Origin of the sequence: Dietzia sp. SLG310A2-38A2, from assembly GCF_014145095.1 — a bacterium.
Taxonomy (GTDB): Bacteria; Actinomycetota; Actinomycetes; order Mycobacteriales; family Mycobacteriaceae; genus Dietzia.
In genome coordinates this window covers 1-3,768 of the sequence record NZ_JAALDX010000435.1, presented here as the reverse complement: position 1 = coordinate 3,768, position 3,768 = coordinate 1, and the positions used below count along the sequence as shown (strand labels likewise).

Genomic DNA, 3,768 nt, shown 5'->3' with positions numbered 1-3,768 from the left:
GCGTCCGGCGAAGGGCGCGGCCATCACCAACGCGGCGGCCAGCGCGATCCGGGCGGCACGTCGACGCCGCCACCCCCTAGGGGCCGTCGGAGACGTGAGGAGTCGGCGCATCTGGGTCCCCCGTCGGTCGGCACGCTGCCGGTGAGCGCGGTGTCGAGGAGACGGTATCGGGACGACGGGAGGCCGCCGGGCCGCGTGCCGGAGTCCGGACGAGTGCCTGTGGAGGAGCGGGGCCCTGTGGAGAGAAGGGGTCGGGTACCCGCTAGGACGACGAGCCGGACGACGAGCTGGACGAGGAGCCCGACGAGGAACCCGAGCCCGACGAGGAACTCGAGCCCGACGACGAACTCGAACTCGAACTCGACGCTCCCGAGCCGGACGAGCTCGAGCCGGACGTCGCTCCCGCCGACGAGCCCGAACCGGAACCGGAACCGGAACCGGATGAAACGGAGTCGGATGAGCTGGACGACGACTTCCCGGAGCCGCCCCCGGTGCTCGAACCCGAGCCGGCGGCGCGGCTGTCCGTGCGGTAGAAGCCAGAACCCTTGAAGACCACGCCGACCGTGTTGAACAGCTTGCGCAGCCCGCCGTCGCACTGCGGGCAGACAGTGAGCGAGTCCTCGGTGAAGGACTGCTGGATGTCGAAGGCGACGTCGCAGTCGCGGCACCGGTACGAATAGGTGGGCATCTGGCCTCCGGGGCAGAGTCGGATATCGACTGGCACTCTACCCTCCCGAGTGCCAGGTACTAAAAGTCGAGGACTCCGTGAGGGGTGACGACCCCGGTCACAGGTCGATCGTGCGGCTCGGCCGGGACATGGTCGAGCACGTCTTCCGGATCCAGGACCGCCAGCAACCGGGTGTCCGGCCGGGCCAGGGCGAGCGTCCGGTCGTAATACCCGCCCCCTCGGCCGAGTCTGGTGCCGGTGCGGTCGACGGCCACCGAGGGCACCAGCACCAGATCGGCGTCGGCGATCCGGTCCGGTCCCTCCGGCGCCGCGGACGGTACGGGGATGCCGAACCGGCCAGGCCGCAGGTCCGCCGGCCCGGCGTACGCCGCCCAGCCGAGCGGCCCCACAGCGGGGGAGACCGGCAGGAGCACCTGCGCCCCCGCCAGCACGAGCGCCTCCGGCAGATCCGGTCCGCCGGCCTCGTCGTCGTCGGGAACGAACGCGCAGACCAGCATCCCTTCCGTCACCACGGAGGCCAGGTGCTCGCGGATCTCCCGATCCCGTTCGTCGCGCACCGACGCGGGGATCGCCGCGCGGCGCACGCGGACCGCACGGCGTATCGCGGACTTGTCCCGATCCATCACCCCAGTGTGCCGTCAGTGGTGCGGAGGTCGCTGCTCGGTCCGCCGTCTATGGTGTACGGCATGACGTCCCACGCCTCGCCCGACTCGCAGTTCCGGACCGCGGTCGTCCCGGCCGCCGGCCTCGGGACCCGGTTCCTGCCCGCCACCAAGACGGTTCCCAAGGAGCTGCTGCCCGTGGTGGACACCCCGGGGATCGAGCTCATCGCGGAGGAGGCGACCGAGGCGGGAGCGGGTCGGCTCGCGATCGTGACCTCCGAGCGCAAGGTCGGCGTGATGGCGCATTTCTCCGAGGACCAGGTTCTCGAGGACACGCTGTCCGACCGCGGCAAGGACGTCCTGCTGCACAAGGTCCAGCGCGCCCCCGGGCTCATCGAGGTGGTGGACGTGCGCCAGGACGAGCCGCTGGGCCTGGGGCACGCGGTCGCGCAGGTCGAGTCGGTGCTCGGTGACGAGGAGCAGGCCGTCGCCGTGCTCCTGCCCGATGACCTGGTCCTGCCGTTCGGGATCCTGGGCCGGATGTCTCAGGTCCGTGCGGACCGCGGCGGCAGTGTGTTGTGCGCGTTCGAGGTGAGCCCGGAGGACGTCTCCTCCTACGGGGTATTCGAGGTCTCGGACACCGACGATCCGTCGGTGAAGAAGGTGCTCGGGATGGTCGAGAAGCCGGCCGCCGAGGACGCGCCATCCAACCTCGCGGCGGCCGGGCGGTACGTGCTCGACCGGGCGATCTTCGACGCGCTCCGGCGTATCGAGCCGGGCGCCGGTGGGGAACTGCAGCTCACCGACGCGATCGACCTGCTGATCAACGAGGGGCATCCCGTCCACGTGGTGGTCCACGACGGCACCAGGCACGATCTCGGCAATCCCGGGGGTTACATCAAGGCCTGCGTGGACTTCGCCCTCGACAACCCGGCCTATGCCGACGAGCTCCGTGAGTGGCTGGAGGGCCGGCTCGGCCGCTGACGGCGGCGTCGCCGGGGAATGAAGCCGTCCGGGCGCTACCCTCTCCCACAGGGACCCGGTGGTCGGTCCGCCCGCTGTGGCGTGACACCGCCGCACGGTCAGCGACTTTCGTACGGGAAGGGGACACCTGGTGCGCTCCGTCGAGGAACAGCTCGCCCTGGTGACGGCGGCCGCGGTCGCCCCGAGACCGGTACGTGTGTCGATCTCCGAGGCTCAGGGGCTGCTGTGTGCCGAGGAGGTGGTGGCCGAGCGCCCGCTGCCCTCGTTCGACCAATCCGCGATCGACGGCTACGCGGTACGCAGTGTCGACATCCGGGTCGGCGGCCCGGTCGATGAGTCCGGGGACGCGTCAGGCGGGCCTGCCGGACTGCCCGTCGTCGGCAGGATCACCGCGGGATCCCGTCAACCGACCCGGCTGCAGCCCGGCCAGGTCGTCCGCGTGGACACCGGGGCACCGCTGCCGACGCTGGCCGACGCAGTGCTCCCGGTCGGCTGGGCCGTCGCCGAGGGCCAGCGCATCACCCCGACCCGCGGCGTGAGCAGCGGTGACTACGTCCGCCGCGTGGGCGACGACGTACAGCCGGGAGACGTCGCGGTGAGGGCGGGGGCCATCATCGGCCCGGCGCAGGTGGGGCTGCTCGCCTCCGTGGGGCGGGCCAAGGTCCTGGTGCACCCCAAGCCGCGCATGTCGGTGATCTCGGTGGGCGATGAGCTCCTCGACGTCGACGGCAACCCCGGCACCGGCCAGGTCTACGACGTCAACTCCTACGCCCTCACCGCGGCGGGCCGCGACGCCGGGGCGGACGTGCACCGGGTGGGGATCGCCAGCACCGAACCGTCGAGGCTGCGCGAGGTCCTTGAGGGGCAGCTGGTCCGCAGCGAGCTCGTGGTGGTCTCCGGCGCGGCCGGTGGTGAGGCCACCACGCGGATCCGCCAGGTCATGGAGGAGCTCGGGCAGATCGAGGTCAACCGCGTCGCCATGCATCCCGGGTCGGTGCAGGGCTTCGGACGGCTGGGGCGCGACGAGGTCCCCACCTTCCTGCTGCCGTCCAATCCGGTGAGCGCACTCGTCGTCTTTGAGATCATGGTTCGGCCACTGATCCGTATCGCGCTGGGCAAGCGTCAGCCCATGCGCCGGACGGTCCGCGCCCGCACCGTCGCCCCCATCTCCTCGGTGGAGGGCAGGCGCGGATACCTGCGCGGCCAGCTCATGCGGGATACCGACACCGGCGAGTACCTGGTGCGGGCCCTCGGCGGCGCGCAGGGGTCCTCCACGCACCTGCTGGCCTCGCTCGCGGAGGCGAACTGCCTCGTGGTGATCGACCCCGACGTCTCGGCCGTCCGGGCGGGCGACGAGGTGGACGTGATGTTCCTCGCCCAGCGCGGCTAAGCCGATGTGGAACGTCCTCGCGAGCGACGCCGTGGCCCACCCCGGGTGGCCGCTCGAGGCCGGCCCGCTCCGTGTCCGCGCCGGGGTGGTGACACTCCGCCCGG

The 3,768-nt window shown here is 71.8% G+C and carries 4 protein-coding genes; 2 read left to right on the top strand and 2 right to left on the bottom strand.

Annotated features, from left to right (window positions below):
* Nucleotides 1–262 precede the first annotated feature (262 nt).
* Complete coding sequence (locus tag G6027_RS14515) at nt 263–688, bottom strand: FmdB family zinc ribbon protein (protein WP_182637791.1); 426 nt, start codon at nt 686–688, stop codon at nt 263–265.
* A gap of 59 nt (nt 689–747) precedes the next feature.
* Complete coding sequence (locus tag G6027_RS14510) at nt 748–1,311, bottom strand: 5-formyltetrahydrofolate cyclo-ligase (RefSeq protein ID WP_182637790.1); 564 nt, start codon at nt 1,309–1,311, stop codon at nt 748–750.
* Nucleotides 1,312–1,374: 63 nt separating this feature from the next.
* Here G6027_RS14510 and G6027_RS14505 point away from each other — a divergent pair, with 63 nt between their 5' ends.
* Both G6027_RS14505 and glp read left to right on the top strand, forming a co-directional pair.
* Entirely contained in the window at nt 1,375–2,274 is a 900-nt protein-coding gene (locus tag G6027_RS14505; RefSeq protein ID WP_182637789.1) for a UTP--glucose-1-phosphate uridylyltransferase, read from the top strand.
* Between the two features lie 130 nt (nt 2,275–2,404).
* Complete coding sequence (glp, locus tag G6027_RS14500; RefSeq protein ID WP_182637788.1) at nt 2,405–3,664, top strand: gephyrin-like molybdotransferase Glp; 1,260 nt, start codon at nt 2,405–2,407, stop codon at nt 3,662–3,664.
* Nucleotides 3,665–3,768: the final 104 nt, after the last annotated feature.

What these genes read in the sequence shown, in the direction of transcription:
- G6027_RS14515 (WP_182637791.1), bottom strand. Translation starts at nt 688, where the DNA reads ATGCCCACCTATTCGTACCGGTGCCGCGACTGCGACGTCGCCTTCGAC.
- G6027_RS14510 (WP_182637790.1), bottom strand. Translation starts at nt 1,311, where the DNA reads ATGGATCGGGACAAGTCCGCGATACGCCGTGCGGTCCGCGTGCGCCGC.
- G6027_RS14505 (WP_182637789.1), top strand. Translation starts at nt 1,375, where the DNA reads ATGACGTCCCACGCCTCGCCCGACTCGCAGTTCCGGACCGCGGTCGTC.